Here is a 24,317-nt window from a genome sequence, read left to right on the forward strand (position 1 = left end):
GATCAATCTCCCGTCTTGTCCAACACCTTGGGCGCGCCGAAGCGCGTCACCAGATACACACCCGACAGCACGAGCACCGTGCCTGCCACGATCCAGCCATTGAAGGGTTCGCCCAGGATGAGCACGCCCATGACGATGGTCGACATCGGGCCGATCATGCCGGTCTGCGCCGTCAGGCCCGAGCCGATGCGCTCGATGGCCATCATTACCAGCAACACCGGCACAAAGGTGCACAGCGAGGCGTTGAGCAAGGACAGCCAGACCACCTCGGGCTGCACCGCCGCCGACGACAGCGGGCGCAGCACCACAAATTGCGCGATACACAGCACACAGGCCACGCTGGTGGCCAACCCCACCAACCGCAGCGAGCCCAGTCGCTTGACGAGTTCACCGCTGTAGACAAGGTAGATGGCGTAGCTGATGGCACTGGCGAACACCAGGCCCGCACCCAGTGCGGCGTGCGGCCCCTGCTGACCCGCCTCGCGACCAAACACCAGCAGCACGCCCGCATAGCTGATGCCCATGGCCACGGCCTGCAGCCGCGTGATGCGCCGGCCATACAGCAACCAGCCCAGCACCAGCACGATGGTGGGGTTGAGATAGAGGATCAGCCGCTCCAGGCTGGCACTGATGAACTCCAGCCCCCAGAAGTCGAGAAAGCTCGCGAGGTAATAGCCCGTCACCCCCAGCCCGATCACTCCCAGCCAGTCGCGCCGCGTCAGCGGCGGCGGCGTGTGCCCGTTGCGGGTTCGACTGGCCCACCAGGTGAGCGCCAGGAACAGCGGCAACGCAAACAGCATGCGGTACATGATCAGCGTGACCGCATCGACGCCGTAGCGGTACGCGAGCTTGACGATGATGGCCTTGCCACTGAAGGCAATGGAGCCGAGCGAGGCCATGAGCAGGCCGGAGGCCAGGTGGGGGTGGGGGTGGGCGGCGGACATGAAGCGCTGGATTATCGATCTCGGCCTTCATGGGTGGCGTTTGCGGGGCTTTGTGGGGGTCGGTGCACCCCACTCGTGGCGCCTCGCGCGCTCGCGGTCGCGGGGTATTCCACTCCGCGGCTGTCCCCCGGCCCGGCTGCGCCGGGCCTCCTCCTTTATGCCGCTGCGTGAAGCACCCTACACCCGCGAGCTCAAGTGGTGAATAGGCAAGCCGGCACAGCGAAGACGTTCAAACGCATCTGACGACCGAAGCACACTGTCGCTGGATATAGTGCTGCGAATCCTCGGCCGCTTCCGGCTAGGAGCGGACATGGGAGTGGCGATGCCAGAAGCGTCGGGATTGAAGTTGGCGGACTTGCCCGCAGCAGATGACCGGCGGGCCGTCTTTGCATTTGCAATGACATTCAACGGCTATGAGCACTACGGCTCATTGGAGGCGTCGGCGTCGTCCGCGCGAGAGAAGAAGCGAGAGTCAATCGCCGACCTGCGCAATGAATTGTTCATTTCCGCCAGAGCCTCGCGACACTCCGACAGTGACGCGTACCTAACGCGATACGCCGAACTCTTGCCGTACTTTCGCAAGCTCATCGTCGCTTAGCGATGTCTGCAAGGGGCCCGAAGCCGAACCTGGATGCCCTCACCGCCACCAGGTCACTGGTGATCGGGGTGTCCGATGTAGCGAAGTAAAGGAGGAGGATCGGGCTGCAAGCCCGATCCGGGGGACATGAGCGGAGTCGGATGCCCCGGTCGCCGGTGACCGCCGCAGCCGGAGACAAGCTCAAGCCAGCGGCGGCGTAGCCGCCAACACCTCATCGAGCGTCGTCACCCCTTCGGCCACCTTCGCCGCCCCCGCCAAGCGCAGCGGCCGCATGCCGTCGGCCACGCCCTGCGCGCGCAGGGCCTCCATCTTCGGCTCCCGGCTCACCTTGTCCTTGAAGGCCTCGGTCACGCTGAGCAGTTCGTACAGGCCCATGCGGCCGCGGTAGCCGGTCATGCGGCAGTCCACGCAACCCACGGGCTGGTAAGGGCGGTAGCCGCCCGAGACCTGCCAGGGCTTGACGATGTCGGCGAGTTGCTCGCGGCTGCTGGCCACCTCTTCTTTCGGCAGGGGTTGCTTGCAGGCCGGGCACAGGGTGCGCACCAGGCGTTGCGCCAGCACGCCCAGCACGGTGGCGCTGATGAGGTAGGGCGGAATGCCGAGCTCCATCAGCCGCATCACGGCCGAGGGCGCGTCGTTGGTGTGCAGGGTCGAGAAGACCAGGTGACCGGTGAGTGCGGCCTGCACTGCCATCTCGGCGGTGGCCAGGTCGCGGATCTCGCCGACCATGATGATGTCCGGGTCCTGGCGCATGAGGGCGCGCAGGCCCTGGGCGAAGTCGAGGTCGAGCTGCGGCTGCACCTGGGTCTGGTTGAAGGCCGGCTCGATCATCTCAATCGGGTCTTCCACCGTGCTCACGTTCACCTCTTCGGTGGCCAGCCGCTTGAGCGTGGCGTAGAGCGTGGTGGTCTTGCCCGAGCCGGTGGGGCCGGTGACCAGCACGATGCCGTGCGGGCGGCGCGTCAAGGCCTCCCAGCGTTGCGCGTCGTGCGCGGCAAAGCCCAGGGCCGACAGGTCTTTCACCGTCGACTCGGGGTCGAAGATGCGCATGACCAGCTTTTCACCGAAGGCGGTGGGCAGCGTGGACAAACGCATCTCCACCTCGTCGCCGCGGGCCCCGCTCGCGCCGCCGGCGCCAGGCTTGACCGTCTTGATGCGCCCGTCCTGCGGGCGGCGGCGCTCGACCACGTCCATGCGGCCCAGCAGCTTGATGCGCGCCGTCATGGCGTTCATCACGCCCAGCGGCAGCTGGTAGACCGGGTGCAGCACGCCATCGATGCGAAAGCGGATCACGCCCTGCTCGCGTCGCGGCTCCAAGTGGATGTCGCTGGCGCGCTGGTCAAACGCGTATTGCCACAGCCAATCAACCACCTGCACCACGCCCTGATCGTTGGCGTCGAGCTGTTTGTTGCCTTTGCCCAGCTCCACCAGTTGCTCGAAGCTTTGCAGGCCGGCCGACCCGCCGGCTTTGTTGGCCGCGCGCACCGACTTGGCCAATGCAAAAAACTCGCCCGTGTAACGCGCGATCTCGGCCGGGCTGGCCAGCACCAGTCGCACGCGCTTGCGCGTTTGCCGTTCGACCTCGCTCACCCAGTCGCGCACAAAGGGCTCGGCCGTGGCCACCACCACCTCGGCAGCGGTCACCTGCACCGGCAACACGCGGTGGCGCTCGGCGTAGGCCGCACTCATCACGTCGGCCACCTTGCCCACCTCGACCTTGAGCGGATCGATGCGGAAGTAGTCGAGCCCGCTGCGCTGCGCCAGCCACTCCGCCAGCGCCTCGGCGTCGAGCAAATGCCCGTCCGCCGCGCGTGTCACGCCCACCACCGCCAGGCGCTGCAGCGGGTGTTGCGCGCTGTGGGCCGAGGCGATGCGGGTCTCGGTGCGGCGGGCTTCGTCCTCGCTGATGAGTCCGTCCTCACGCAACCACTTGAGCAGATGGCGCCATTCGATGGGACCCTGGTGCGCCGCAGCGGCGTGGTGGGGAGCGGCAGATTTCATGTCAGGACACCTGGGTGGACACACGCTGCATGTTGCGCAGCCACTTGGGGGCGGGCAGTCCCCAGCGTCGCTTGATCTCGCTGGCGCGCGCCGCCAAGGTGGCCGAGCCCGGGCGCTCGGCGTGGCGCTGCGCCAGCACGATGGTGTTGCCGTCGCGCGTGGGGCGAAATGCCCAGACCGCGTCGTCGCCAAAGGCCTCGCACAGGCTGGCCAGCGAGCGCTCGTAGCTGGCGTCACGCCCGAACAGGTTGACGGTGAGGCAGCCTTCGTCGGTCAGCGCGTCGCGGCAGTCGGCGTAGAAGCCGGGCGAATCGAGCACCGGAGCCGCGGCTTCGTGGTCGTAGAGGTCCACCTGCAGCGCGTCGTAGCGGCCCTGGTGTTCCGGGCGGCGAATGGCCTGCCCGGCGTCGTCCAGGATGATTTGCAGCCTCGCGCTCGGCGCGGGCAGCTTGAACCAGCGCCGACACACGGCCACCACTTGCGGGTTGATTTCGATCACCGTGGTGTCCATGCGCAGCCGCTTGAAGCAGAACTTGGTGAGCGTGGCCGCGCCCAGCCCCAGCTGCAGCGCGCGCCGCTTGGGCACAAAGTCGGGCTCGACGAACAGCAACCAGGCCATCATGCGCTGCACGTACTCCAGGTGGATATCGAACGGCTGGTCGAGCTGCATCGACCCCTGTACCCATTCGGTGCCCAGGTGCAGGTAACGCACCTCGTCGAGTTCGGAGATGTTGACTTCGGGCAGCGCGGGTGGGGTCTTCATGGGCACGGCCGATTATCAACACCTCGGTTCAGGCCACGCCGTGTGCGCATAGAACCGCTTGCCATGCCTGCAGTTTGCGATCGAAGGACCAGCCGGCGTTGGCCGGGCTGGTCGAGGGCAGGGAGTGCACCGGCAGGCCCAGGGCGCGGGTGTGGCGCGCGTGGCGAAAGCTCTCGCCGCCGTTGTGCGCGATGGCCTGCAGTTGCGGGCAGCGCTGGCGCAGCGAGGCCAGGTCGTTGAGCTCGGCGTCGCGGATGGCCGTGTCCAGGCTGCCCTCGCGTTCGCAGCTGGCGTAGACGTCCCAGATGCCCAGGCCATGGTCGCGCGCCGCGTCCAGGCGGGCGGCGTAGCTGAACTCCATCAACGGCAAGGCCCACAGGGTGCTCAGGATCTTCCAGAACGCGTTCTGCGGGTGCCCGTAGTACTGCTGCGCCCGCAAGGACGCCACACCCGGAAAGCTGCCCAGCACCAGCAGACGTGTGCGGGCATCGATGACCGGCGCCAGGCCTTGCAGACGCGTCATGCCAGCGCCGCCAGCCGGGGCAGCACCCGCCGGGCGTTGGCGGTGGTGGCCTGCGCCAACTCGGTGGGGTGCAGCCCGCGCAGCGCCGCCAGCACGGCGCCAATGCGCGGCAGCTCGCGCGGGTGGTTGATGCCTTGCGCCCGCCCGGCCGCCCGCTCGGCCGCCGGCACGTACAGCCATTGCGGCGGGATGTCGGGCGCATCGGTCTCAACCACCAGGGCCTGCAGCGGCAGGTCGCTGGCCAGGCGGCGCAACTGCCGCGCAGGCTCGAAGGTGAGCGCGCCGCCAAAGCCCAGCGCGAAGCCCAGATCGACAAACGCCTGTGCCTGCTGGGCACTGCCGTTGAAGGCGTGCGCGATACCGCCGCCCGTGGGCAGTTCGCGCAGGCCCTTGAGCAAGGCGTCGGCGCTGCGCCGCACGTGCAGGATCACCGGCAGGCCATGCTTGCGGGCCAGGCGCAGCTGCGCGCGGTAGAAGTGCTGTTGGCGCTCACGCATGGCGGGCTCGGTGAGCGCCGGCACAAAGAAGTCCAGCCCGATTTCGCCCACCGCCACCAGACGGGGGTCGCTTCGATGCTCGCTCAGGGTGGCGTCCAGCGCGTCAAGGTCGTCTTCGCCAGCGCGCGGCACGTACAAGGGGTGGATGCCCAGCGCGTAGGCGTCATCGAAACGGTGGGCCAGGGTGCGCACCGCGTCCCAGTTGGCGCGCTCCACCGCCGGCAGCACGCAGCGGCCCACGCCATGCTCGCGGGCCTGGGCGCGCCAGCTGATCGCGGTGGTCGCGTCGAACTCCGGCGCGTCGAGATGGCAGTGCGTGTCGATCCACATCGGGGGTATAAGGCGTGTCGCTGCGCATTGTCACCGCCAGAGGAGGAACCGCATGAGCCCGCTTCGCATTGCCCTTGCCCTGCCATTGCTGTGCACCCTGTTCGCCTGCGCCATGCCGGGCGGGTCAGCGCCCGACGTGGTGGGCACCGAATGGCGGCTGCAGGACCTGCATGGTGTGAAGGTGGTCGATGGCGTGCAGGCCACCCTCGCCTTCCCCGAGGCGGGCCGGGTGGCGGGCTTCGGGTCGTGCAACCGATTCTTTGGCACCTACACCCAGGTGGGGCACCGCATGGCGTTCGGGCAACTGGGCATGACGCGCATGGCCTGCCCGGGGCCGATCGGCGAGCAGGAGACGCGCTACCTGGCGGCCTTGCAGCAGGTCAAGGGCCTGCGCCTGGAGCGCAACGAACTGCTGCTGGAGGTGGAGGGCCAGATCTGGCCGCTGCGCTTCGCGCCTGTGGTTCGCTGACGCGCCGACCCTGGCAACGCCTGGTCAGCCGAGGCGCCCGCCCGCCAGACGCAACACGCGGCCGCAGCGCGCTGCCAGACCTTCGTCGTGGGTCACCAGCACAAAGGCCGTGCCCTGGTCGCGCGCCAGATCGAGCATGAGCTCGAACACGCCATCGGCGGTGGAGCGATCGAGGTTGCCGGTGGGCTCGTCGGCCAGCACGCAGGCTGGCTGCGTGACCAGGGCGCGCGCGATGGCCACACGCTGGCGCTCGCCGCCCGACAGCTCTGCCGGCCGGTGCATCAGGCGCGCCGACAGACCCACGCGGTCGAGCACCTTTGCAGCCTGGTCGGCGGCTTGCTCGCGCGGCAGGCGCCGGATCCACAGCGGCATGGCCACGTTGTCGCGCGCGGTGAACTCGGGCAACAAGTGGTGGAACTGGTAGACAAAGCCGAGGTGGCGGTTGCGCAGCACGCCCTGTTGCGTGGCATCGAGCGCCGAGAAGCGCTGGTCCATCAGGCGCACGTCGCCCGCGCTGGGGGCATCGAGCCCACCCAGCAGGTGCAGCAAGGTGCTCTTGCCGGAACCCGAGGCGCCGACGATGGCCACGGTATCACCGCGGCGCACCTCGAGGTCGACACCGTCGAGCACGCCAACGTCCAGGCGGCCCTCTTTGAAGCGTTTGCGCAGGCCCTGCGCCGCAAGCACCACTTCACTCATAGCGCAGCGCCTCCGCCGGGTTGACGCGGCTGGCGCGCCAGCTGGGATACAGCGTGGCCACGAAGGCCATGAGCAGCGAGATGAGCGCCACCGGCACGATGTCGGCTTGCTGCGGGTCGCTGGGCATGCGGCTGATGAGGTAGACATCCTGCGGCAAAAAGCTGGTGCGCAACAGGTGCTCCAGCGCAGGCACGATGGTGTCGATGTTGAAGGCCACCGCCAGCCCGAACAACAGGCCCAGCCCAGTGCCGATCACGCCGACGGCTGCGCCCTGCACCACGAAGATGCCCATGATGCTGCGCGGGCTGGCGCCCAGCGTTCGCAGGATGGCGATGTCGGCGCGCTTGTCGGTCACCGTCATCACCAGCGTGGACACCAGGTTGAACGCTGCCACCGCAACGATGAGCGTGAGGATGATGAACATCATGCGTTTCTCGAGCTGCACGGCGGCAAACCAGGTGCGGTTCTGGCGCGTCCAGTCGCGCACCACCAGGCCCTGATCCAGGTCGCCTGCCATGCGCACCGCAACCTCGCGCGCGGTGTGCAGATCGCGCAGCTTCACGCGCACGCCGGTCGGCCCCTCGACGCGAAAGATGCGCGCGGCGTCGTCGATGTGCAGCATGGCCAGCGAAGCGTCGTACTCGTAGTGGCCGGAATCGAAGGTCCCCACCACCGTCATGGTGCGCACGCGCGGCACCACACCGGCGGGCGTGACCTGGCCCGTGGGCGCGATCAGCGTCACCGTGTCGCCGGCGATCACGCCCAGGCTGCGCGCCAGCGCGCCACCCAGCACGATGCCGAATTCGCCCGCGTGCAGACGCGGCAGCACGCTGTCGGCCAGTTCGGCGGCCAACGGCGTCACGCGCGGCTCCAGCGCGGGGTCGATGCCGCGCACCTGGGCGCCGCGCATGTCTTCGCCGCGGGCGATGAGCGCCTGGGCGCCCACAAAGGGCGCGGCACCCACCACTTCAGGTTGCGCCTCAATGGCGGCCAGGGTCTTGGGCAGGTTCACGATGGCCTGACCGTCGGCCTCGAACACCTCGATGTGCGACAGCACGCCCAACATGCGGTCACGCACCTCCTTCTGGAAGCCGTTCATGACCGAAAGCACGATGATCAACGCAGCCACCCCCAGTGCAATGCCCAGCATGGACACGCCCGAGATGAAGGAGATGAAGCCGTTGCGGCGGGTGGCGCGACCAGCGCGGGTGTAGCGCCAGCCCAGCAGAAGTTCGTAGGGGGTTTGCATGAAAGTTCGGCGAGCGGCGGGCATTGTGGCATCCCCGACAATCGCCCGATGCCTGCCCTGCCCCTGAACCTGGATTCCGATCACCACTGGGTGGTTCCTTTCGCCAGCTTCGGGCAAGGCGGCCAGCGCCCCGACATCCCGCCGCTGCCGAATCTGCAGCGGCTGTTGGCGATCCTGCGCGAGGCGCATTGCATCGAGACCGAGTCCACCGCCTTTGACGCGCCACACGAGCTGGCCCTGGCCTGGGCGCAGGGTGTGCCAGCGTCGACAACGGGCTGGCCCGGGGCCGCCCTGGCCAGCGCGCAGCCCGGCACGCCGCAGGCCTGGGTGCATCCGGTGCACCTGCAGGTCGGCATGGACCAGGTCCAGTTGCAGCCCGGCGAAGGGCTGGCCCTGAGCGAGGCCCATGCCCGTGCCCTGTTCGACGCCCTCCAACCCCTGTGCGCAGAGGATGGCGTTGAACTGCGCTTTGACAGCCCCACGCGCTGGCACGCCCAAGGCACGCGACTGGGCCGGCTGCGCTGCGCCAGCCTGGACCGGGTGGCCGGCCGCTCGGTGGCCGCCTGGCTGCCCCAAGGCGACGAGGCGCGCTGGCTGCAGCGCCTGATGAGCGAAGCGCAAATGCTCTTCTACACCCACCCCGTCAACGACGAACGCGAGGCATCGCGCCAGCTCGCCATCAACGGCATCTGGGTCGATGCCGCCGGCGCGGTGCCGACCACGACGTCCGGCCGGCCGGCGCCGCATTGCGTCGACAGCCTGCGCGCCAGCGCCCTGCAAGGCGACGTGGCGGCCTGGCAAAACGCCTGGAAAGCGCTCGACGCCACGCTGATGCGCGACCTGCTGGCGCGGCACAACAGCGGGCAGGCCCTGACCTTGACCCTGTGCGGCGAACAAGCCGCACTCACCCTGACCGCCTCGCGGCCGGGCCCATGGCAACGCCTGGGCGCGGCACTGGGCATGGTCCGCGCAACGACGCCGACCCAACTGCTGAACACGCTATGAAGATCATCACCCGCGACGTCCCACCGCGCGCCGCCTGGGCGCTGGAGCAAAGCGGCCTGCACCCCTTGCTGGCCCGGCTGTTTGCTTCGCGCGGCATCGTCGAGCGCGACCAGCTTGACGACGGCCTGGCCCAGCTGCTGCCACCGACCGACCTCAAAGGCGCGGCCGAAGCCGCCACCGCTCTGGCCGACGCCATGGCCGCGAAGCAGCGCATCTGCATCGTGGCCGACTACGACTGCGACGGCGCCACCGCGTGCGCCGTGGCCGTGCGTGGCCTGCGGCTGCTGGGAGCACCCCTGGCTTTTGACGATGTGCATTACCTGGTGCCGGACCGGGTGGTCGATGGCTATGGCCTCACACCCGCCATCGCACAGCGCGTCAAGGCCACCGGCGCGCAGGTGCTGGTCACAGTGGACAACGGCATCGCCAGCCTGGACGGGGTGCGGGTGGCGCGCGAACTCGGGCTGTCGGTCATCGTCACCGACCACCACCTGCCGGCCCAACAAGGCGGGCAGACGGTGCTGCCTGCCGACTGCCTCATCGTCAACCCCAACCAGCCCGGCTGCCCTTTCGAGAGCAAGAGCATTGCCGGGGTGGGCGTGATGTTCTACGTGCTGCTGGCCCTGCGCGCCGAGTTGCGTGCGCGCGGTGTCTTCACGCCCCAGACGCAGCCCCGCATCGACGCCTTGCTGCCACTGGTGGCACTGGGCACAGTGGCCGATGTCGTCAAGCTCGACACCAACAACCGCCGCCTCGTGGCGCAGGGGCTCAAGCGCGTGCGCGCGGGCGCGCTGCCCGCCGGCATGGCGGCCTTGTTCACGGCGGCCGGCCGCCGCACCGAGACGGCAACCACCTTCGACTTCGGCTTTGCGCTGGGCCCCCGGCTGAACGCCGCCGGGCGCCTGGCCGACATGACCCTCGGCATCGAATGCCTGCTCACCGACGAGCGCGCGCGCGCCGACGAACTGGCGCGCACCCTGGACGGCATCAACCGCGAGCGCAAAGCCATCGAGGGCGAGATGCGCGAGCAGGCCCTCATGCTGGCCGAAGAGATGTTCGACGAGAGCGAACAACCGCCGCCTGCGCTGGTGGTGTTCGACCCCGACTTTCACGAAGGCGTGGTCGGCATCGTCGCCTCACGCCTGAAGGACAAGCTGCACCGGCCCACCTTCGTGTTTGCCTCCAGCACCGCGCTGGGCAAGGAGCACGAACTCAAAGGCTCGGGCCGCTCCATCCCCGGGTTTCACCTGCGCGATGCGCTCGATCTGGTGGCCAAGCGTCATCCGGGCGTGCTGCTGCGCTTTGGCGGCCACGCCATGGCGGCGGGTTGCACCATCGAAGAAGAACACCTCGACACCTTTGAGCAAGCCCTGCAACAGGTCGCACACGAGTGGCTGGACGCAGCCACGCTGCAACGGCGCATCGAAACCGATGGCCCGCTCGATCGCCAGTACCGCCGACCCGATCTGGTGGACACCCTGCACCAGCAGGTGTGGGGTCAAGGCTTCGCGCCCCCTGTGTTCAGCGAGGAGGTGCGCGTGGTCAGCCAGCGCATCGTGGGGGAGAAGCACCTGGCTCTGAAGCTGCAGCACCAGGGCGACGCGGTCGACGGCATCTGGTTCGGCCACACCGAGCCACTGCCCGAGCGCGTGACGATCGCCTTTCGCCTGGACGCAGACGAATGGCAGGGGCAGCGAAGGGTGCGGTTTCTGGTGGAGGCGGCGGACGTCTGAGTCTGCGCCACGGCGGCCGGGTCGGCCGGGGCGTCAGGCGCCGATCAACCCATCAGGGCTTCGCGCACCGCCGCCAGCTGACGGCGCGAGACGGCCAGGCGTTCTTCGCAGCCGTCCAGGCGCACCGTCCAGCCTTCGCCTTCCACGGGGTCGCTGTGCTTTTCGACCGCGCGCACAGCCCGGCGCGACACCAGCGCGTTGCGGTGCACACGCACGAACAGGTGGGAATAGCGCGATTCCAGGTCGCTGAGCGCGCCGTCGTAGATGTGCTCTTTCTCGGCCGTGCGCACGGTGATGTACTTGAGTTCGGCCTTGAGGTAGATGATGTCCGACAGGGCCACGCGCTCGCTGCGACCGCGCTCCTGGATGATGAGCGCCTCGGGCGGGCCGGCGTCGGGGTTGCCTTCCTTGCCAGCGCGCGTCTTGACCACTTTCTGCAGGGCTTGCTGCAGCCGCTCGCGGCGCACCGGCTTGGTGAGGTAATCGATGGCCTCAACCTCGAAAGCGCTCACGGCGTGTTCCGGGTAGGCCGTGACAAACACAATCGAGGGCGGCGCGGGCATCTGGCGCAAGGTGTTGGCCAGGGTGATGCCATCGACTCCGGGCATGTGCACGTCCAGCAACACCAGTTCGCAGTGCGAGCGCTGGATCATGTCCATCGCCTGCACCGCGTTGCTGGCCTCGCCCACCACATCGGTGCGGGGCTCGGTGCATTCGGCCAGCAGGGTGCGCATGCGCGACCGCGCCAGGGTTTCATCGTCGACGATCAGAACCTTCAATGCCATGTCTCGCTCCGTGCTCAGGCGTGTGCCATGTCGCGCTTATACCGGGATTTCGAGCCGAACCTGAAACACGCCGTTGACCAGCGCGCTCTGGAAGCGACCCTGCACATCATGCAGCAAGGACAGCCGCTGCCTCACATTGTCGAGTGCCAGGCCGTTGCCTTTGCGCCCGGAGCCCGCTGGCACAGTGTTGGTCACCTTGATCACCACCACCCCGCCGCGCCGCTGCGTGCTGATACGCACCGTGGCGCCCGTGGGGCTGGGCTCCACCCCATGCTTGATGGCGTTTTCCACCAGCGGCTGCAGGATCAGGGGCGGCAAGCGGGCCCGGGAGGCCGACTCGTCGATGGCCCACTCGATCTGCAGCCGGTCGCCAAAGCGCACATGCTCGATGGCCAGGTAGTGCTCGGCCAGCTCCAGTTCCTGCCACAGCGGCACGGCCTCCTTGGGGTCGGCCAGGGCGTGGCGAAACAGTTCGCTCAGGTCCTCGAGCAGGCTTTCGGCCTTGGCCGGCTCCTCGCGCACCAGCGCAATGGCGCTGTTGAGGGTGTTGAACAGGAAGTGGGGGCGGATGCGGGCCTGCAACTCGGCCAGACGCGCCGTGGTGCTGGCCGGCATGCGCGCCTTGGCCCGCCACACCAGCCCGGCCACCAGCACCGCCGCAACCAGGGCACCCGCCGCCGCACTCGCCACCCACAGCGGCTGCTGCACGATGTCCAGCCAGGCCATCATGCCGAAGCCATACACACCCGCCAGTGCCCCCAGGGACACGCCGACACCCCACTGGGCGGGCGCCTCCAGCCGGCCCATGAAACGTTTGAGCGCACACACGGCCAGCAACCAGGTCAGCACCGCCGGCAAGGCTGCGCCCGTCAGCACCGCCATTGAAATGGCCCAGGAGACAAAGCCGTCCGCGATGAACAGGGCGCCCACGGCGACCACCGCTTCGACAAACAGCACGGCGCGCAGCACCACGCCCACCTGGCAGGTATCGAAGACCTGCACGCGCGCCCGCACGTACTCGGGCATCTCGGTCAGGGGCCGCGCACCTGCCGCGTGGGGCAGTTCCTGGAAGGTCGATAAAATCCGCGAATCTTTCATGGGAAGCGATGCCGTTTTCCGTTCGGTCGGCCACCCAGGCCCGCGCATGGTTGCCCAGGCGCTTGATAACCCCCTCATCCAGCCGCTGACAACACCATGTCATCCAACCAACTCGACAAGAAATCCGAAGCCTGGTCCGCCCTATTCTCGGAGCCGATGAGCGAGTTGGTCAAGCGATACACCGCCAGCGTCTTCTTCGACAAACGCCTGTGGCAAGCCGACATTCAGGGCAGTCTCGCACACGCCGAGATGCTGGCGGCGCAGAACATCATCGGCCAATCGGACTACGCCGACATCCAGCGCGGCATGGCGCAGATCACCCAGGAGATCGCCTCCGGCGCGTTTGACTGGAAGCTCGACCTCGAGGACGTTCACCTCAACATCGAAGCGCGCCTGACCCAGCTGGTCGGCGACGCCGGCAAACGACTGCACACCGGGCGCAGCCGCAACGACCAGGTGGCCACCGATGTGCGCCTGTGGCTGCGCAGCGAGATCGACCTCATCACCGACTTGCTGGTCGATCTGCAGCGCGCGCTGGTGGACGTGGCAGAAGGCAATGTCGATGTCATCCTGCCGGGCTTCACCCACCTGCAGGTGGCGCAACCCGTGAGCTTCGGGCACCACCTGCTGGCCTATGTCGAGATGTTCGCGCGCGATGCCGAGCGCATGGCCGATGTGCGCCGACGCACCAACCGTTTGCCGCTGGGCAGTGCGGCGCTGGCCGGCACCACCTACCCACTCGACCGCGAACGCGTGGCGCGCACGCTGGGCATGGAGGGCGTGAGCCAGAACAGCCTCGACGGCGTGAGCGACCGCGACTTCGCCATCGAATTCACAGCGGCGGCATCGCTGTGCATGGTGCACATCAGCCGTTTCAGCGAAGAGCTGATCCTGTGGATGAGCCAGAACTTCGGCTTCGTGAAGATCGCCGACCGCTTCACCACCGGCTCGTCGATCATGCCCCAGAAGAAGAACCCGGACGTGCCCGAACTCGCACGCGGCAAGACCGGTCGGGTGGTGGGCCACCTCATGGGCCTGATCACCCTCATGAAGGGTCAGCCCCTGGCCTACAACAAGGACAACCAGGAAGACAAGGAACCCCTGTTCGACACCGTAGACACCCTCAAGGACACCTTGCGCATCTTTGCCGAGATGGTGGGTGGCCAGGCCGATCCGGCCACTGGCGTCAAGTCGGGCGGCATTACCGTCAATGCCGCGGCCATGGAAGCCGCCGCCAACAAGGGCTACGCCACCGCCACCGACCTGGCCGACTACCTGGTGAAAAAGGGCTTGCCCTTCCGCGATGCGCACGAAACCGTGGCCCACGCCGTCAAGGCCGCCACCAGCCACAACTGCGACCTGTCCGAACTGCCGTTGACCGTGCTGCAAGGCTTTCACGCCAGCATCGACAAGGACGTCTACGACGTGCTCAGCCTGCGCGGCTCGCTGTCGGCGCGCAACACCCTGGGCGGCACCGCGCCGGCGCAGGTGCGCGCGCAGATCGAGCGGCATCGTCAGCGGCTGGCCACTGCGGGTTGAGGCGCCACGCCACCCGCTTGACCTTCGTCAAGGCCGCACTGCCCGCCCGCCCTTAGTCTGCGGGCCATGGACACCACCCTGGCTTCACCCGCGGACACCTGGCGCACCGGTGACGTGCGCATGGACGACACCCACGAAGAATTCCTGGCGCTGGTCGACGACCTGCGCCAGGCGTCGCCCGACACGCTGCTGCCTCTATTCGAGCGGCTCATCGCACACACCGAGGCGCACTTTGCCCAGGAGGAACGCTGGCTGCAGGCCATCGGCTTCTCGGCGCAGAACTGCCATGCCATGCAGCACGCTGCCGTGCTGGACACCTTGCTCGAGGTTTTCAAGCGCGCAGGGCAAGGCCAGACGGGTCTGGTGGCACAGATGCTCGACGCCCTGGCCGAATGGTTTCCGCAGCACGCGGCCAGCATGGATGCCGGTCTGGCCCAGCTCATGCGGCAAGCCGGCTTCGACTCGGCCAGCGAGTCGTTCGCTTCGGGCGCGGCCTTCACGCCCGCCAACCCTGGTGGGTGCGGCAGCCTGCACTGCAGTTGAAACGCAGCCCCGCCGGACCACGGGCGCGGTGCTGACATCGACCCGGCGGGCCGGCCTTGCACCTGCCGAGCGGCTCACTCAAGAATTTTCAATCGGCGCTGTCTCGCTTTCACGTGCCGCCGCGGCCGTGCCTCGCTACCATCGCGGCCAGGCAACAGGCGCACCCGAGGAGACAAAGCCATGACCGTGATCACCAACATCGAAGACCTGCGCGTGCTGGCGCAAAAGCGCGTGCCGCGCATGTTCTACGACTACGCCGATTCCGGCTCGTGGACCGAAGGCACCTACCGCGCCAACGAGAGCGACTTCCAGAAGATCAAGCTGCGCCAGCGCGTGGCGGTCAACATGGAGAACCGCAGCACCCGCACCACCATGGTGGGCGTGGACACCGCCATGCCGCTGGCCATCGCGCCCACCGGCCTGACCGGCATGCAGCACGCCGACGGCGAGATCCTCGCCGCACGTGCGGCCCGCAAGTTCGGCATTCCGTTCACGCTGTCGACCATGAGCATCTGCTCGATCGAGGACGTGGCCCAGCACGCCGGCGAAGGCTTCTGGTTCCAGCTCTACGTGATGAAGGACCGAGCTTTCATCGAGCGCCTCATCGACCGTGCCAAGGCCGCCAACTGCGGCGCGCTGGTGCTCACGCTGGACCTGCAGATCCTCGGCCAGCGCCACAAGGACCTCAAGAACGGCCTGTCGGCACCGCCCAAGCTCACGCTGGCCAACATGATCAACATCGCCACCAAGCCGCGCTGGGCGCTGGGCATGCTGGGCACACCGCGGCGCCAGTTCGGCAACATCGTCGGCCACGTGCAGGGCGTGACCGACATGGCCAACCTGGGCGCCTGGACCGCGCAGCAGTTCGACCCGGCGCTCAACTGGGGCGACGTCGAGTGGATCAAGAACCGCTGGGGCGGCAAGCTCATCCTCAAGGGCATCCAGGACGTGGAAGACGCGCAACTGGCGGTCAAGTCGGGCGCCGATGCCCTGATCGTGAGCAACCACGGCGGGCGCCAGCTCGACGGCGCGCAAAGCAGCATCGAGGCACTGCCCACCATCGTCGACGCGGTGGGCTCGCAGATCGAGGTTCACATGGACGGCGGCGTGCGCAGCGGGCAGGATGTCTTCAAGGCGCGCGCCCTGGGTGCGCGCGGCGCGTACATCGGCCGCGCCTTCCTCTACGGCCTGGGCGCCATGGGCGAGGCCGGCGTTTCAAAGGCGCTGGAGATCATCCACAAGGAGCTCGACCTCACCATGGCCTTCTGCGGCCACACCAACATCGAGACGGTGGACAAGTCGGTGCTGTTGCCCGGCACCTTCCCGACCGCCTGAGCCAGATTCGGCGCTGCCTCAGCGCAGCTCGTACACGAAGGTGCTGACCACGCGCAAGCGCTTCATGCGCGAGCCGTCGCTGTCGTGGTCCAGCCCATCGGCACCGCTGATGGAAATAACGCCCTGGTTGGCGATCTTGAGCGGCCCGAGCGTGGCACCGGCTTCGGCGGCGAATTTCTGCGCCTGCTCACGTGCATTGCGCGTGGCCTCGCTGAGCAGCGGGGCCTTCACGTCGTTGAAGCCGCGCAACTGAAAGCTCGGCCCGCCACTGTCGCCACTGAGCTGCACACCCGACTGGATCAGCGGGTCAACCGCCAGCGCCGCGCCCTGCACCTCGGCCACCCGGGCCGACTTCACCATCACCTGCCCGTTGCCCTGGTAGCGCAGCGCCTGCTGGCCGCTGCCGTACTCGCGCGCAAACAAGTCCTGCACGGCCAGTGGCCGGACCTCGATCTCGTCGTCCTTGAAGCCGCGCTTGTGGAGAAAGGCAACGACCGCGTCGCGGTCACTGGCCAGCGCCTTCTGCACATCGCCAAACGCGTTGCCGCCGCGCCGAAACGACAGCGTCCAGACCGCGAAATCACTCTCCACATCTTTCTCGGCCAGGCCTTTGACCGTGACCGTGCGGTCGGCCAGCCGGAAGCGCTCCAGGCCCTGGCTCACGGCCAGGCCAGCAACCGCCACGCCAACACCCACCAGGGCGGCGGCCAGCAAACGGGTCAGCGGATGGGTCATGGGGTTCTCCTCGGGCAGGTGCGATACCGGTCATGGTAAGCGGGCTACGATCGCCGGGTGCATCCGACGCGCCGCATCGCCCACCTCGACATGGACGCTTTTTTTGCGTCCGTCGAACTGCTGCGCTACCCCCAGCTCAAGGGCTTGCCAATGGTGATCGGCGGTGGCCGGCGGCGCGAGGACGAGATGTTCGAACGCCTGCGACAGACCCACCCCGACATCGAATGGGGCCCCGGGACGCTCGACCGCATCCCGCCCGACGCCTTTCCGCGCCTGGCCGACTACGTGGGCCGGGGTGTTGCCACCACCGCCACCTACGCGGCGCGACAGTTTGGCGTGGGCTCGGCCATGGGGCTGATGAAAGCCGCCAAACTGTGCCCGCACGCCATCCTGCTACCGGTGGACTTCGATGAGGTGCGGCGCCTGTCGCGCACCTTCAAGCAGGTCATCACCGAGATCGCGCCGGTGATGGAGGACCGCGGCGTCGACGAGGTCTACATCGACTTCACCGACGTGCCCGGTGGCCAGCGCGAAGGTGGTCGCGTGCTGGCGCGGCTCATCCAGAAAAGCATCCACCAGGCCACTGGCCTGACCTGCTCGATCGGCGTGGCGCCCAACAAGCTGCTGGCCAAGCTCGCCAGCGAGTTCAACAAGCCCAACGGCATCAGCATCGTGCAGCCCGACGACCTGCAGCAGCTGATCTGGCCGCTGCCCTGCCGCAAGCTCAACGGCATCGGCCCCAAGGCCGACGAGAAGCTCAAGGCGCACGGCATCCAGACCCTGGGTGAGCTGGCTGCGCGCGAGCGCGACTGGCTGATCGCCACCTTTGGCAAGAGCTATGGCGCCTGGCTGCACGAGGCCGCCTGGGGACGCGACGAGCGCGCCGTGGTGACCGAGAGCGAGCCGGTGAGCATGAGCCGCGAGACCACCTTCGAGCGCGATCTGCACGCGGTGCACGACCGCGCCGAGCTCGGCGCCATCCTCACCCGCCTATGCGAGCAGGTGGCCAGCGACCTGCAACGCAAGGGCTACCTGGCGCGCACCATCGGCGTCAAGCTGACCTACGTGGGCTTCACCAAGGTCACGCGCGACCTGACGCTGGATGCCCCGACGGCCGACGCCGCCGCGATCCGCCGAGCCGCAGGCCAATGCCTCAAGCGGGTGGACCTGAGCAAGCGCTTCCGGCTGCTGGGTGTGCGCGCGAGCAAGCTCGTCAAACCCGGGACACCCGAGGCGCAGGAGGCCGCCTACAGTGGCCCCGCCCGCCCCAAGCCACGAGACAAGGCCCACCCCGATGAACGCACCGACCTGCTTTTCCCTGAGCTGGACTGACCACGTCGCCCACCTGTCGCTCAACCGGCCCCAGGCGATGAACACCATGGGCCCGACCTTCTGGCGCGAGCTCGACGCCTTGCTCACGCAGTTGCACCAGGAGGGCCGCGCGCGGGCGCTGGTCATCAGCAGCACCGGCAAGCACTTCAGCGCCGGCATGGACCTGGAGACCTTCGGTGGCGCCATCACCATGGACGACGCCAGCCCGCAGGGGCGCGCCGCCATCTTCGACCTGCTCACCGACATGCAGGCCACCTTTACCAAGATCGAGCGCCTGCGCGTACCGGTGATCTTCGCCATCCAGGGTGGCTGCATCGGCGGCGCGGTCGACATGGTCACCGCCGGCTGCATCCGCTACGCCAGCACCGACGCCTTCTTCTGCATCCAGGAGATCAACATCGGCATGGTGGCCGACGTCGGCACTCTGCAGCGCCTGCCCAAGCTGGTGCCCCCTGGCGTGGTGAAGGAGCTGGCCTACACCGGCCGCCGCATGAGCGCGCAGCGTGCCATGGCCGTCGGCCTGGTCAACGAGGTGTTCGACTCGCACGCAGCGACCGTTGACGCGGCGCTTCAGTGCGCGCGCGAGATCGCATCGAAGCCGCCGGTGGCCATCTGGGGCAGCAAGCAGGCCATCGACTACGCCCGCGAGCACAGCACCGAAGACAGCCTGCGCCAGATGGGCTGGCTGCAGGGCGCGGTCTGGAGCAACGCCACCGTGCGCGAGGCCATCACCGCCATGAAGGAACGGCGCCAGGGGCAGTTCGACCCGCTGGCGCCATTGGTATCGTTTCGCGACGCCGGCTGAGGCCCTGCGCGACGGGCGCCTGGCGGGCGCCTCAACAGCGCCGCGTCGCCTGGCTGCCCTCGGACTCCAGCGGCGCGGGTGGCACAAAGTGCCGTGCATGCTCGACCTGATCGCGCGAGCGCAGTCGCGCAAAGAAACGGAAGCTGCGCTGCCCGGCAGAAGAAATCTCCTTGAGATCGACGCGCACGCCGTCGGTGGTCAGGCGGCGATGATCCGCCCCGTTGGGGATCTGCAGATGCAGCTTCACGGCCCGCAGTGAACCGGGAAAGATGTCGCCGAGGTCGGTGATCACGTGCCAGTAGCGGCCGTCGTCCAGGCGCGAGGCCTGTGCGCCGGTGAAGCTTTCCAGGATCACCCCGATGTCGAGCTCACCCTTGCGCACCACGCGCTCGCTGTCGTTGATCACGTCGATCTGCAACACCCGGCTGAGCACGCCGCTGCCTTCGTCGCTGTACTCCACGATGTCGGTCTGCACATCGTCGGCCACTTGCACGCCCTGGATGCTGTAGCGCACCGAGTGGCGCGATGTACCAGCACCACCGGCTTGCGCCAGCGCCCAGGCAATGCGCCGCCCCAGTTCGGTGGCGAGATCGGCTATGCGCCCGCCGTAGACGATGTGGTGGTAGTGCCGCAGGTCAAAAGGGATGTCCTCCTGCCGCTGCGTCAGCAGGATCACCCGCTTGCCCAGCCCGTGCGCGTAGCCGGTCTCGTAGAAGACGTTGGCATTTCGACCGGTGAGGTCGGCCACCACCACGTCAGCGCTGCGGATCTGGTGGTAGATGCGGTCCAGAATGCTGCCGTCGAACATCTGTTCGTCCACGCGCTCGCAATAACAGCCCTGTTCCTCGCAGGCACGCTTGATGCCGTAGCGGTAGATGTCGTCGAAGGCCGAATCGAACGGCATGAGCACGAACACGAAGGGCTTGGCGCCCGGCTGGATGGACATCGTCGACACCTCCCGGTGCCCGCAGTGGCACCTTTGTCGAGGCGGGTTTGTAGTTCAATGGTGGGCTTCTGACATCACGAAAGGCTTGCGGCAACACCATGCGGATCTGGCACAACACCGAACACGCCTTGCACGCCGGGCGCGAAGAGATGTACCGCGGGCGCATGGTGCCCTGCCACGAGGTGCCCGAGCGCCTCGGCTTCGTGCTTGCCGAGCTGCTGCGGCGCGGCGCCGGCCCGATCGAAGCGCCCACGGTGGCCGATGCCGAGCTGGACGCCGCCATCGCCCGCATCCACGACCCGCGCTACCTGCACACACTGGCCACGGCCTGGGATGACTGGGTCGCCATGGATCCGGCCAACGCCGGGCGCGACGCCCTGCCCTCGGTGTGGCCCCTGCCCAATGCACATGGTTTTCGCGCCGACCGACTGCCCGAGAACGCCGCGGCGCGCCTGGGTCTGTTCGCCTTCGACTCGGGCAGCCCGCTGATGGCGGGCACCTGGCGCGCGGCCCGCGCCGGCGCGGCCTGCGCGCTGGCGGCGGCGCGCACGGTACTGGTCGGGCAACGCAGCGCCTTTGCGCTGACGCGTCCCCCCGGTCACCACGCCGGGCCCGCCTTCTTTGGTGGTTACTGCTTTTTGAACAACGGCGCCATCGCAGCCCAGGCGCTGCGCGATGGTGGGCACGACAAGGTGGCGGTGCTCGACATCGACTACCACCACGGCAACGGCACCCAGACCATCTTCTATGAGCGCGCCGACGTGCTCACGCTGTCCATCCACGGCGATCCGCGCACCGAGTACCCGTTCTTCCTAGGCCATGCCGACGAGACCGGTGCTGGCGAGGGCACGGGCTTCAACCGGAACTGGGCACTGCCGCGCGGCACGGGCTTGCCGGCCTGGCGCCAGGCGCTCGACGAGGCGATGGCGGCGGTGCGCACCCATGGCGCCACCGCGCTGGTGGTGCCCATGGGGCTGGACACCTTCGAGGGCGATCCGATTTCGGGCTTCCGGCTCAGGACCACCGACTACGCCGGCATCGGCGCCGCCCTGGCCGGGCTGTCTTTGCCGACGGTGTTCACCTTCGAAGGCGGCTACGCCGTGAGCGAGGTGGGCGTCAACGCGGCCGAACTGCTGGGCGGCTTCGAGCGCGCCGCCTGAGCCAGTGAAGGCCGGGCTCGCCTCGGCCTATTGCCGCGCGGTGCGGATATTGACCGGCGGCTGCTGCGGGTGGCTGCTGCGCCAGGGGTTGATGTCCAGCCCGCCGCGGCGTGTGTAGCGCGCGTAGACGCTCAGCTTGGCCGGCTTGCAGCGCGTCCACACGTCCATGTAGATGCGCTCGACACACTGCTCATGAAACTCGTTGTGGTTGCGAAAGCTCACCAGGTACTGCAGCAGACCGGCCTGGTCGATCTGCGGCCCGCTGTAGGCGATCTGCACGCTGCCCCAGTCGGGTTGCCCGGTCACGAGGCAGTTGCTCTTGAGCAGGTGGCTCACCAGTGTCTCGCTCACCGGTTGCTCGTCGAAGGCGGCGCCCAGCAGCTCGGGGGCGGGCTCGTAGCGCGTGCACTCGACATCAAGTCGGTCGAGGCTGAGGCCGTCAAGCTCGTGGATGGGTTCGGCATCAAAGCGGTCGGGCGCGACCAGGCGCACGCCCACCGAGGCCTGCACAGCCTGCCCGTGCCACACGGCGGCGCTCAGGTCACCGCGCAGTTGGTCGCGCACCGCATCGGCGCTGTCAAAGGCTGTGTTGTTGAAGCTGTTCAGATAGAGCTTGAAGGACTTGCTCTCGACGATGTGCGTGCTCTCGCACGGCACGGTGATGTGCGCGATCGCCACCTGCGGCTTGCCACGCCGGTTGAGCCAGGACAGCTCGTAGGCGGTCCACAGGTCGCAACCCACGAAGGGCACACTGCCGGCGATGCCGATCTCGCGCCGCTTGGCCTCGCGCGGCAGCGGAAACAACAGGCTGGGGTCGTACCGGTCGATGTAGGCCGAGGCCTTGCCCAGCTGGGACTGTTCGGGCGTGTTGGCCATCACTTGGACTCGATCACTTGAACTCGTTGAGGCGCAGCCACTTGGTGGCCACCCATTTTTCGCCCTCGATCACGGGCGCGCCGCCGTGCAGGGTGCGCGTGCTCGGGTGCGGGCGGTCGTAGCTGAAGAACACGGCGCTGCCGCGCACCGGCGCCACCTCCAGCCCCACATCGGGGAAGGTGGTGCCGCCGCCGCGTGTGGGCTCGTTGAGGTACATCACCACCGTGGCCACGCGCTGGCCACCCCGCTTGAGGATGGTGGGCGTGCCGGGTTCGTCGGGCGCGAAGTAGTCGTAGTGCGGCTTGTACTCGGCGCCCGGGCGGTAATGCAGCACCTGCACGCCCTCGCCGTTCTCGACCGGCCAGCCCACCAGGCGGGCGATGCGCGCCTCGATGGCGGCCACCTCGGGCGTCTGGCCGCGGGTGAAGAACATGCCATTACTGGTGCGGTCGGGGTTGAGCTCCTCACCGCCGGTAGTGGTCTGCACGGTCAGCGAACGCGCCATGCGCGGCTTGGCCGACTCGATCACCGCGTCGCATTCGTCGGCGCTGAGCAGGTTGCCCAGCACCACCACGCGCGGATTGGTCATGTGGCTGATGACGTCGACCCAGCGGTCGCCGGCGTCGATGCGGCGCGGCGAACCGGTGAGGTCGATCGTGGGCACCCGGGTGGCGATGCCCACCGCGCCCAGCACCTCGTCGCGCAGCTCGCTCGGCATGGCCGCCAGCTGCTGAGCGGGCATGCCGCGCAAATGGTCCTTCATGGTCTGCTCGAGCGCCTTCTCGGCCACGCCCGCCTGCCAGCCGGCCTCGACCATGGCCTTGATGACCGCGTCGGGCGAAAAGCCGGCACTGGCCTGCTCGATGATCCAGCGCCGCAAATCGGGGGTGATCGTCTGTGCCATGGGGTCTCCTCTCAGGTCTGCGCGTCGCGTCGAAATACGTAGCGATCGGGTCCCGACACCGTGGGCTCGAATCGGTAGCCTTCGATGTCGAACGCCTTGAGCTGCTCCGGCGTGGCCGCGCGGTGCTTCAGCGCCCAGCGCACCATCAGGCCGCGCGCACGCTTGGCGTTGAAGCTGATGATTTTGTACCCCACACCCTTGCGTTCTTCAAACACGCAGGTGACCACCCGGGGCTGGAGCACCTTGAGGTCCACCGCCCTGAAGTACTCCTCGCTGGCGAGGTTGACCAGCACCGGGCTCTTGTCGGCGCGGGCGCGCTGGTTGAGGTACTCGGCAATGCGGCTGCCCCAGTAGGCATAGAGGCTGTTGCCTTGCGCCGTCTTCAGGCGCGTGCCCATCTCCAGCCGGTAAGGCTGCATGCGGTCCAGGGGACGCAACACGCCGTACAGCCCGCTGAGGATGCACAGGTGCTGCTGCAGCCAGTCGAGTTCGTCGGCGTCGAGCGATTTGGCATCCAGCCCCCCGTACACGTCGCCATCGAAGGCCAGCACCGCCTGCTTGCTGTTCTTGGCGGTAAAGCTGGGCCGCCAGGCTTCGTAGCGCGCCGCGTTGAGTGCGGCCAGCTTGTCGGACAGGTCCATCAGTTCGGCGATCTGCTGCGGCGACTTGCGGCGCATGACCGCCACCAGCTCAGAGGCTTCGGGCACGAACAGCGGGCGGCTGTGTTGGTCGATGTGGGGCGGCGTCTCGTAGTCGAGCGCCTTGGCGGGGGAGATGACGAACAGCATGGGTGGCAAAAAGAAGGGGCTTCCCGCAGGAAGCCCCCGATTATCGTGGCCGCCGGCTCAGCGGAAATCACCCGCCAGACTGGCCAGTGTCTCGGGCGCAATCTGCACGTGCGCCGGGTAGTTGGTGTGGTCACAGCCCAGCTTGACGCTGGCGCCGGCGCGGATGGCCGCGACCATGGCTGGGGTGAACTCGAAGCGCACGAAATGCACGGCGGAGGTCTTGTCGTCGTTCTCGCGATCAAGGTCTTCGTCGGCAATGGCGTACACGCGCTTCATGCCTTCGACCTCGACGAACAGGCGGTCCTCGATGCCGATCAACCGGGCCAGTTCGCGGCGGCGCTCGTTGATGTCGGTGTATTCCAGCAGCATGGTGGCCTTCCAGTTGCTGCCATCGGGCACCAGCGGCGCATAGGCCTCGATCTCCTGCGCAATGCCCTCTTCCTCGAAGATCTTCTCGACCCGCAACATCTCCTGGATCTGGTAGCGGATCGTCAGCTCGCTCTCGAACTGCAGGTTGAGGTGTTCGCCCAGATGCACCGAGCGCAGCTTGCGGTGCGCGATGACCTCGGGCTTGTGGGCCTTGCGCCACTTGCTGTAGGCCTCCAGCGTCATGAGGCTGTCGGCGGTGATGTGTCCGGTCAGTTGCATGGTGCGAAGCCC

At 67.9% G+C, this 24,317-nt stretch carries 24 protein-coding genes; 9 read left to right on the forward strand and 15 right to left on the reverse strand.

Features of this window, described 5'->3' with window-relative positions; translation table 11 throughout:
- Window positions 1–2 precede the first annotated feature (2 nt).
- The 5 genes from KF871_RS09280 to KF871_RS09300 all read right to left on the reverse strand — a co-directional run bounded on the left by KF871_RS09280 (window position 3) and on the right by KF871_RS09300 (window position 5,656).
- Complete coding sequence (locus KF871_RS09280; RefSeq protein ID WP_291141119.1) at window positions 3–944, reverse strand: DMT family transporter; 942 nt, start codon at window positions 942–944, stop codon at window positions 3–5.
- A 778-nt stretch (window positions 945–1,722) separates the two neighbouring features.
- Window positions 1,723–3,543 (reverse strand): type II/IV secretion system protein, encoded by a 1,821-nt coding sequence (locus KF871_RS09285; RefSeq protein ID WP_291141122.1) that lies wholly within the window; start codon window positions 3,541–3,543, stop codon window positions 1,723–1,725.
- Window position 3,544: 1 nt separating this feature from the next.
- A complete protein-coding gene (locus tag KF871_RS09290) occupies window positions 3,545–4,306 on the reverse strand; it encodes a spermidine synthase (protein WP_291141125.1) in 762 nt (253 codons plus the stop codon).
- A 28-nt stretch (window positions 4,307–4,334) separates the two neighbouring features.
- On the reverse strand, window positions 4,335–4,829 hold the full coding sequence (locus tag KF871_RS09295) for a DNA-deoxyinosine glycosylase (protein WP_291141127.1): 495 nt from the start codon (window positions 4,827–4,829) through the stop codon (window positions 4,335–4,337).
- A complete protein-coding gene (locus KF871_RS09300) occupies window positions 4,826–5,656 on the reverse strand; it encodes a TatD family hydrolase (protein WP_291141129.1) in 831 nt (276 codons plus the stop codon). Before KF871_RS09300 ends, KF871_RS09295 begins: the two co-directional genes overlap by 4 nt.
- A gap of 52 nt (window positions 5,657–5,708) precedes the next feature.
- On the opposite strand from KF871_RS09300, the gene KF871_RS09305 reads away from it, so the two are divergent.
- Entirely contained in the window at window positions 5,709–6,125 is a 417-nt protein-coding gene (locus KF871_RS09305; protein ID WP_291141132.1) for an META domain-containing protein, read from the forward strand.
- Between the two features lie 24 nt (window positions 6,126–6,149).
- Here the strand turns inward: KF871_RS09305 and lolD are convergent, their stop codons facing one another.
- Both lolD and KF871_RS09315 read right to left on the reverse strand, forming a co-directional pair.
- On the reverse strand, window positions 6,150–6,824 hold the full coding sequence (lolD, locus tag KF871_RS09310) for a lipoprotein-releasing ABC transporter ATP-binding protein LolD (protein WP_291141134.1): 675 nt from the start codon (window positions 6,822–6,824) through the stop codon (window positions 6,150–6,152).
- On the reverse strand, window positions 6,817–8,073 hold the full coding sequence (locus KF871_RS09315; RefSeq protein ID WP_291141137.1) for a lipoprotein-releasing ABC transporter permease subunit: 1,257 nt from the start codon (window positions 8,071–8,073) through the stop codon (window positions 6,817–6,819). Before KF871_RS09315 ends, lolD begins: the two co-directional genes overlap by 8 nt.
- Before the next feature lie 48 nt (window positions 8,074–8,121).
- On the opposite strand from KF871_RS09315, the gene KF871_RS09320 reads away from it, so the two are divergent.
- Entirely contained in the window at window positions 8,122–9,078 is a 957-nt protein-coding gene (locus tag KF871_RS09320; RefSeq protein WP_291141139.1) for a phosphoglycerate mutase, read from the forward strand.
- On the forward strand, window positions 9,075–10,811 hold the full coding sequence (gene recJ / locus KF871_RS09325; protein WP_291141140.1) for a single-stranded-DNA-specific exonuclease RecJ: 1,737 nt from the start codon (window positions 9,075–9,077) through the stop codon (window positions 10,809–10,811). Before KF871_RS09320 ends, recJ begins: the two co-directional genes overlap by 4 nt.
- A gap of 44 nt (window positions 10,812–10,855) precedes the next feature.
- On the opposite strand, the gene KF871_RS09330 is transcribed toward recJ, so the two are convergent.
- Together KF871_RS09330 and KF871_RS09335 are read right to left on the reverse strand one after the other, a co-directional pair.
- Entirely contained in the window at window positions 10,856–11,596 is a 741-nt protein-coding gene (locus KF871_RS09330) for a LytTR family DNA-binding domain-containing protein (protein WP_291141144.1), read from the reverse strand.
- 36 nt (window positions 11,597–11,632) lie between these two features.
- The gene (locus tag KF871_RS09335; RefSeq protein WP_291141146.1) at window positions 11,633–12,694 is read right to left on the reverse strand and encodes a sensor histidine kinase; all 1,062 of its coding nucleotides are present in this window, start codon (window positions 12,692–12,694) and stop codon (window positions 11,633–11,635) included.
- A gap of 96 nt (window positions 12,695–12,790) precedes the next feature.
- Here KF871_RS09335 and argH point away from each other — a divergent pair, with 96 nt between their 5' ends.
- The 3 genes from argH to KF871_RS09350 all read left to right on the forward strand — a co-directional run bounded on the left by argH (window position 12,791) and on the right by KF871_RS09350 (window position 16,111).
- Entirely contained in the window at window positions 12,791–14,233 is a 1,443-nt protein-coding gene (gene argH / locus KF871_RS09340) for an argininosuccinate lyase (RefSeq protein WP_291141148.1), read from the forward strand.
- 66 nt (window positions 14,234–14,299) lie between these two features.
- Window positions 14,300–14,776, forward strand: coding sequence for a hemerythrin domain-containing protein (locus tag KF871_RS09345; protein ID WP_291141150.1), 477 nt, complete (start codon window positions 14,300–14,302; stop codon window positions 14,774–14,776).
- Window positions 14,777–14,956: 180 nt separating this feature from the next.
- Window positions 14,957–16,111, forward strand: coding sequence for an alpha-hydroxy acid oxidase (locus KF871_RS09350; protein WP_291141152.1), 1,155 nt, complete (start codon window positions 14,957–14,959; stop codon window positions 16,109–16,111).
- Window positions 16,112–16,129: 18 nt separating this feature from the next.
- Here KF871_RS09350 and KF871_RS09355 read toward each other — a convergent pair whose 3' ends face one another.
- A complete protein-coding gene (locus KF871_RS09355; RefSeq protein ID WP_291141154.1) occupies window positions 16,130–16,846 on the reverse strand; it encodes an SIMPL domain-containing protein in 717 nt (238 codons plus the stop codon).
- 90 nt (window positions 16,847–16,936) lie between these two features.
- Between KF871_RS09355 and KF871_RS09360 the strand changes: the two genes are divergently transcribed.
- Both KF871_RS09360 and KF871_RS09365 read left to right on the forward strand, forming a co-directional pair.
- Window positions 16,937–18,178 (forward strand): DNA polymerase IV, encoded by a 1,242-nt coding sequence (locus KF871_RS09360; protein WP_291141281.1) that lies wholly within the window; start codon window positions 16,937–16,939, stop codon window positions 18,176–18,178.
- The gene (locus KF871_RS09365; protein ID WP_291141157.1) at window positions 18,141–18,983 is read left to right on the forward strand and encodes an enoyl-CoA hydratase-related protein; all 843 of its coding nucleotides are present in this window, start codon (window positions 18,141–18,143) and stop codon (window positions 18,981–18,983) included. The genes KF871_RS09360 and KF871_RS09365 overlap by 38 nt, the downstream gene beginning before the upstream one ends.
- Window positions 18,984–19,014: 31 nt before the next feature.
- Here the strand turns inward: KF871_RS09365 and KF871_RS09370 are convergent, their stop codons facing one another.
- Complete coding sequence (locus KF871_RS09370) at window positions 19,015–19,929, reverse strand: hypothetical protein (protein WP_291141160.1); 915 nt, start codon at window positions 19,927–19,929, stop codon at window positions 19,015–19,017.
- A gap of 98 nt (window positions 19,930–20,027) precedes the next feature.
- Here KF871_RS09370 and KF871_RS09375 point away from each other — a divergent pair, with 98 nt between their 5' ends.
- Window positions 20,028–21,089, forward strand: coding sequence for a histone deacetylase family protein (locus KF871_RS09375; RefSeq protein WP_291141163.1), 1,062 nt, complete (start codon window positions 20,028–20,030; stop codon window positions 21,087–21,089).
- Window positions 21,090–21,116: 27 nt separating this feature from the next.
- Here the strand turns inward: KF871_RS09375 and queF are convergent, their stop codons facing one another.
- Genes queF through KF871_RS09395 form a run of 4 tightly spaced genes read right to left on the reverse strand, consistent with a single transcriptional unit; the run spans window position 21,117 to window position 24,305 of the window.
- Complete coding sequence (gene queF, locus KF871_RS09380; RefSeq protein ID WP_291141166.1) at window positions 21,117–21,965, reverse strand: NADPH-dependent 7-cyano-7-deazaguanine reductase QueF; 849 nt, start codon at window positions 21,963–21,965, stop codon at window positions 21,117–21,119.
- A 13-nt stretch (window positions 21,966–21,978) separates the two neighbouring features.
- Window positions 21,979–22,869 (reverse strand): 2OG-Fe(II) oxygenase, encoded by an 891-nt coding sequence (locus KF871_RS09385; protein WP_291141169.1) that lies wholly within the window; start codon window positions 22,867–22,869, stop codon window positions 21,979–21,981.
- A gap of 11 nt (window positions 22,870–22,880) precedes the next feature.
- Entirely contained in the window at window positions 22,881–23,657 is a 777-nt protein-coding gene (gene yaaA / locus KF871_RS09390) for a peroxide stress protein YaaA (protein WP_291141171.1), read from the reverse strand.
- Between the two features lie 57 nt (window positions 23,658–23,714).
- Window positions 23,715–24,305, reverse strand: coding sequence for a DUF3501 family protein (locus KF871_RS09395; RefSeq protein ID WP_291141174.1), 591 nt, complete (start codon window positions 24,303–24,305; stop codon window positions 23,715–23,717).
- Window positions 24,306–24,317 lie beyond the last annotated feature (12 nt).

Origin of the sequence: Hydrogenophaga sp. (genome assembly GCF_019635465.1) — a bacterium.
GTDB lineage: Bacteria > Pseudomonadota > Gammaproteobacteria > Burkholderiales > Burkholderiaceae_C > Hydrogenophaga.